At 70.2% G+C, this 4,695-nt stretch carries 2 protein-coding genes and 2 pseudogenes; 1 reads left to right on the top strand and 3 read right to left on the bottom strand.

Annotation, left to right across the window (positions count from 1 at the left end):
• Positions 1–2,291 (bottom strand): phosphoribosylformylglycinamidine synthase subunit PurL (purL, locus tag AC5LSR_RS22660; RefSeq protein ID WP_493465716.1); only part of this gene is annotated, 2,291 nt, incomplete at its 3' end.
• 426 nt (positions 2,292–2,717) lie between these two features.
• Here purL and AC5LSR_RS22655 point away from each other — a divergent pair.
• Positions 2,718–3,071: pseudogene (locus AC5LSR_RS22655) on the top strand (AlbA family DNA-binding domain-containing protein); the annotation flags it as partial.
• Positions 3,072–3,127: 56 nt separating this feature from the next.
• On the opposite strand, the pseudogene AC5LSR_RS22650 reads toward AC5LSR_RS22655, so the two are convergent.
• Both AC5LSR_RS22650 and AC5LSR_RS22645 read right to left on the bottom strand, forming a co-directional pair.
• Positions 3,128–3,298, bottom strand: a pseudogene (locus AC5LSR_RS22650) (IS5/IS1182 family transposase); the annotation flags it as partial.
• 471 nt (positions 3,299–3,769) lie between these two features.
• On the bottom strand, positions 3,770–4,695 hold a 926-nt coding region (locus AC5LSR_RS22645), incomplete at its 5' end, for a DUF3027 domain-containing protein (protein ID WP_493468974.1).

Below are 4,695 nucleotides of genomic sequence, written 5' to 3'. Positions count from 1 at the left end.
GTGGTGAACAGGGAGGGCAGGGTGGAGGTGTGGGCGGTTCGCAGGTCGGCCAGGGTGACGGTGAAGGCGTCCTGGACCTCGAGGGTGTCGCCGTCGACCACGCCGATGCGCCGACACGGCAGTCCGCGGGCGGCGCACATGTCGGTGAAGCGCAGTTCCTCGGAGCGGGCCACGGCCACCACCGCGCGGCCCGCCGACTCGCTGAACAGCTCGGTGAACAGGTCCGCGTCCCGGGGGAAGACGATCCGGGCGCCGTGCCCGCCCCGCAGGCAGGACTCGACCAGTGCCTGCGCCAGCCCGCCGTCGGAGAGGTCGTGCGCCGCGGTGAGCATCCCGTCGCGGGAGCCGGCGACCAGGATCTCGGCGAGCAGCTTCTCGGCCGCGAGGTCGACGGCGGGCGGGCGCCCGCCGAGGTGACGGTGGGTCACCCAGGCCCACTCTGAGCCGCCGAACTCCTCCCGGGTCCGCCCGAGCAGCAGCAGCGAGTCACCCTCGTCCGTGAAGCCGATCGGGACCCGCCGGGCCACGTCGTCGAACAGGCCGAGGACGCCGACGACCGGCGTCGGGTTGATCGGCGTGGCGCCGGTCTGGTTGTAGAACGACACGTTCCCGCCGGTGACCGGCAGACCGAGCCGGCGGCAGGCGTCCGCGAGGCCCCGGCAGGCCTCGGCGAACTGCCACATGACCTCCGGGTCCTCGGGGGAGCCGAAGTTCAGGCAGTTGGTCACCGCGATCGGTGTGGCCCCGGCCGCGGCCACGTTGCGGCACGCCTCGGCCAGGGCGAGCTGCGCGCCCGCGAACGGGTCGAGCCGGGTGTAGCGGCCGTTGCCGTCCGTGGCCAGCGCGATGCCGAGGCCCGTCTCCTCCGAGAGCCTGACCACCCCGGCGTCCTCGGGCTGCGCGAGCACGGTGTTCGCCTGCACGTACCGGTCGTACTGGTCGGTCACCCACGCCTTCGAGCACAGGTTCGGCGAGGCGATCATGGTCAGCAGGGTGGCGCGCAGCTCGTCCCCGGTGCTCGGGCGCGGCAGTGCCGCCGGGTCGTCCAGCCGCAGGGCGTCGAGGTCCGCCGGCCGGCGCACCGGCCGGTCGTAGACGGGCCCGTCGTCGGCGAGCGAGCCGGGCGGGACGTCGACGACGACCTCACCGTGCCAGCGGACGACGAGGCGCCCGCTGTCGGTGACCGTCCCGATCCTGGTGGCCAGCACACCCCAGCGTTCGGCGAGCGCGAGCACCTCGGGCAGCGCGTCCGGGGTGACGATCGCGAGCATCCGCTCCTGGGACTCGCTGGCGAGGATCTCGTGCGGCGCCATCGACGCCTCGCGCAGCGGGACGAGACCGAGGTCGACCGCCATCCCGCCGGGGCCGCCGGCGGCGAGCCCGGCCGCGGTCGTCTCGGTCAGCGCGCAGGTCAGCCCGGCCCCGCCGAGGTCCTGGATGCCGACGACGAAGCCGCGGTCGAACAGCTCCAGGCAGCACTCGATGAGGATCTTCTCGGTGAACGGGTCGCCGACCTGGACGGACGGCCGGCGCGCCGGCCCGCCGCCCTCGTCGAAGGTCGCCGACGCCAGCACGGACACGCCGCCGATGCCGTCCCGGCCGGTCTTGGCGCCGAGCAGGACGACCGCGTTGCCGACCCCGGTCGCCGCCGACGTCTGCACCCGGCCGACCGGCAGCACGCCGACGCACAGCGCGTTGACCAGCGGATTTCCCTGGTAGGACGGGTCGAAGACGACCTCCCCGCCGATCGTGGGCAGGCCGAGGCAGTTGCCGTAGCCGCCGATGCCCGCGACCACCCCGGGCAGCACCCGGGCGGTGTCGGGGGCGTCGGCGTCCCCGAAGCGCAACGGGTCGAGGACGGCGACCGGCCGGGCGCCCATGGTGAGGATGTCGCGGACGATCCCGCCGACGCCGGTCGCCGCGCCCTGGTACGGCTCGACGAAGCTCGGGTGGTTGTGCGACTCGATCTTGAATGTGACGGCGAGCCCCTCGCCGACCGCGACCACCCCGGCGTTCTCGCCCATGCCGACGAGCAGCCGGTCACCCGCGGGCGTGTCGCGGAACTGGCGCAGGTGCACCTTGGACGACTTGTACGAACAGTGCTCGCTCCACATCACCGAGTACATGGCAAGCTCGGCGTCGGACGGCGTGCGCCCGAGCGTGCTGACGATACGGGCATACTCGTCGTCAGTAAGCCCGAGCTCATGGTAGGGCTGCGCGGTCGCGCCAGGCACAACAGCGTCGGAAAGCAGCGTGGACGGGACGGTGGGTGCGGTCGGTGTACCGGTCACGCCACCCATCTTCCCGGACGCTTCCCGGTGAAGCCGCCCAGCGCCCGCAAGCCCGGCCAGCCCCAGGCATCCCGCCAGGACGAACCCGATCGGGCCAGGTCAACGATGCCCTGACTGGTGAGCCTCGACCAAGGTAGGTCACCCCCATCCGCAGCTTTCCAGCGGCGCCGGGCCTGGCTGCGCCCATGTCCGACATGATCACTACTGCGTCCAGCCGGCCGGCGTCGCCGACAGCCGCTGGCACCGTTTCCAGACAGATCCAGATCTGGCGCTGAGTCCCCCAGGTCGTCACAGCCCGCGTTCCACGCTCCTGGCATTACCCGCTCCACAGGTCCAACTGTCAGCCCTCCATCACACAAGTCCATCACCCAAGCTTGACTCCAAAATTTGTATGTAGACTGATTGAAGTTGTGAGATGGGAGTGTGATGACGAGCCTCCAGAGCGAGTTCGACGAGGCACTCGTACGCCTCCGGCGCGCCGGTACGGACCTGCAAACCGTAGAAGTGAAGGCATCCGCTGGAGGACTGCCCAGATCGGCTGCCGAGACCGTGTCGGCCTTCGCGAACTCCCAAGGAGGCCTGCTGATCCTCGGACTCGACGAGTCAAAGGGGTTCCGGCCGGTGGAGACCGACGTGTCGAAGCTCGCGAACGATCTCGCCTCAGCTTGTACCGACCAACTTGAGCCGCCGATTCGACCCGAGATCGATATCGTCGAGGTAGATGGTCAACCCGTTGTAGTAGCACGGGTGGACGAGATACCCGCCGATCGCAAGCCATGCCATGTGAAGGCGCGCGGTATGGATCGCGGCTCATATATCCGTACGCACGACGGTGACCGCGTGCTGTCAAGGAACCAGCGCAGTATCAGGACTGCTTGCTGGTGGCGGATCAGCGCGCGGGTATCGGTGTGGGTGCCGCGTCGGGTGCGTTCCGCGGCGAGTAAACCCTCCAGAAACTCAACGGTTTCCTCGCGTGATGGCAACACGGCCGTATATGTCACACTCACCGGGACGCGGAACCTTTCTAAGGCTGATCTTTGGTCGGAGCAGTCTTCTTAGCGGGGTCCCGCGTCTTCTTGTTGAATCGTCAGTTCCCGGGCGTGTCAGCTATGGAGAGTGTCGGTCGCGGACAGTCATGAGTCGTTACGCGGAAAGGCTCAATCTTATCGCACCTCATCGGATCCTCGGGCAGCTCAAGGAATTTGCCAAGAGGCCACGCGACGTGCTAACTACTCCGAGAACACTTCCGGCCAACTTTCGTCGGCATTCTCGAGATCTTCATAATCTCCTGTTTCGAGAGGCGCTCAGACTTCGGCACTCAGGAATCATAATAAAGTAACACATACATCCTCGGGAGCGTCTTCGCAGGCCACGGGCCCGTGGAAGGCTCAAGGTGCACAGGCTGCTTCATTCCGGCTTCTAAACCGCCATCGGCCGCCAAGAGAGAGGCGGAACCGAACGGAGAGCCGGGAGCCGCGTCAGGAGTGGCCGTAGGGCTCCGGGCCGGCGGCGTCCCAGGCTGGGGCGGCCTGGGCGGGATCGTCCGGGACCGAGCCCGGCGGATGCGCGGCGACGCCGACCAGCTCCAGGTCGGCGGACCCCGCGTCGCCCGGGTCGTCGTCGTACACGATCGACTCCGGGTGCGCGGACGGCGCCACCAGCGCCTCCGAGTGGGCGCCGCAGCCGTGGTCGAGCGCGGTCACCCGGCCGTCGTCCGGCGCCATCTCGTTCGCGCACACCCCGAACACCTGCCCCAGTGCGCCGGCGAGACGCACGTGGAAACCGCAGGTCCGGCAGGCGGCGGGGGCGACCCGGGCGATGGACGCCTCCGGGCCGGACTCACCGGCATACCAGCGGGCCAGCGCATCGTCACGACCCGTCACTGACAGCAGACGCGGACGGCCGAGGCCGAGTTCGTGCCACGCGTCGGTGTCGACGAACTCCTCGACGTCGCCGAGACGCAGCGTCAGGCGCGGGTCGTCCACGGCGGTCGGCAGCAGGTCGCCGACGCCGACGTCACCGGGGCGCAGCCGCTGGGACCACGGCACCCACTGCGGGGCGGTCAGCGCACCCTCGCCGGGCAGCAGCACCACGTCGTCCACGGTGGCCTTGCGCATACGCGCGGCGCGCGTGACCACCACCGTCCAGACCCAGTTCGGGTAGGCGCGTGACCGGCAGGCGAAACGGTGCAGGACAAGCCGTTCGCCGTCGGCCTCGACACCGAGATGCTCACCGACCAGACCGGGATCACCGGCCTCGGCGAACGCGGCGGCCCGGGCCTGCTCGACGGCCGCGGCACACACGGCGTCCAGCACGGGTGGGCGCGGCGCCCGGGGTGCGCGCGGGGTCCGGGGTGAGGCGGACGGCCGGCTCGCCCGAGCGGCCCGCGCCGGCCGGTCGCCCC

This window comes from Protofrankia sp. CiP1_Cm_nod4 (assembly GCF_982290645.1).
Note: the sequence above shows the minus strand (reverse complement) of the source record. Positions and strands in the feature narration are given on the sequence as shown.